Below are 310 nucleotides of genomic sequence, written 5' to 3'. Positions count from 1 at the left end.
GTGCTGTGTCCGTACCGTTTGGTGCGCCATCGCCATCACAATCTGCTGCTGCCCAAACAGAATAGTTTGGATCGGTTGGTTGTGGGTTTGTTGTTATGTCTGTATCTCCTGCACATGGATCGAATGGATCTGTATCTGTGTTATTTGGTTCTCCATCACCATCACAATCCGCTGTTAACCAATCTCCACTTGGAGTTACTGTAACATCTGCTACGTTGTAATCACATGGATCGGTTGGGTCTGTTCCATCAGGTCCTGCGGTACCATCCATATCTGGATCTACCTCTGTTCCGTTGATTACTCCATCTCC

General features: G+C 47.4%; 1 protein-coding gene. It reads right to left on the bottom strand.

The window, feature by feature from the left end; all coding sequences use genetic code 11:
* The coding region (locus ACVC3Y_RS05850) for a hypothetical protein (RefSeq protein ID WP_452226357.1) at positions 1-310 on the bottom strand (310 nt) is incomplete at both ends.

This window comes from Lacinutrix cladophorae, assembly GCF_053604645.1.
The sequence above is the reverse complement of the archived record's forward strand: the minus strand, read 5'-3'. Positions and strand labels throughout refer to the sequence as shown.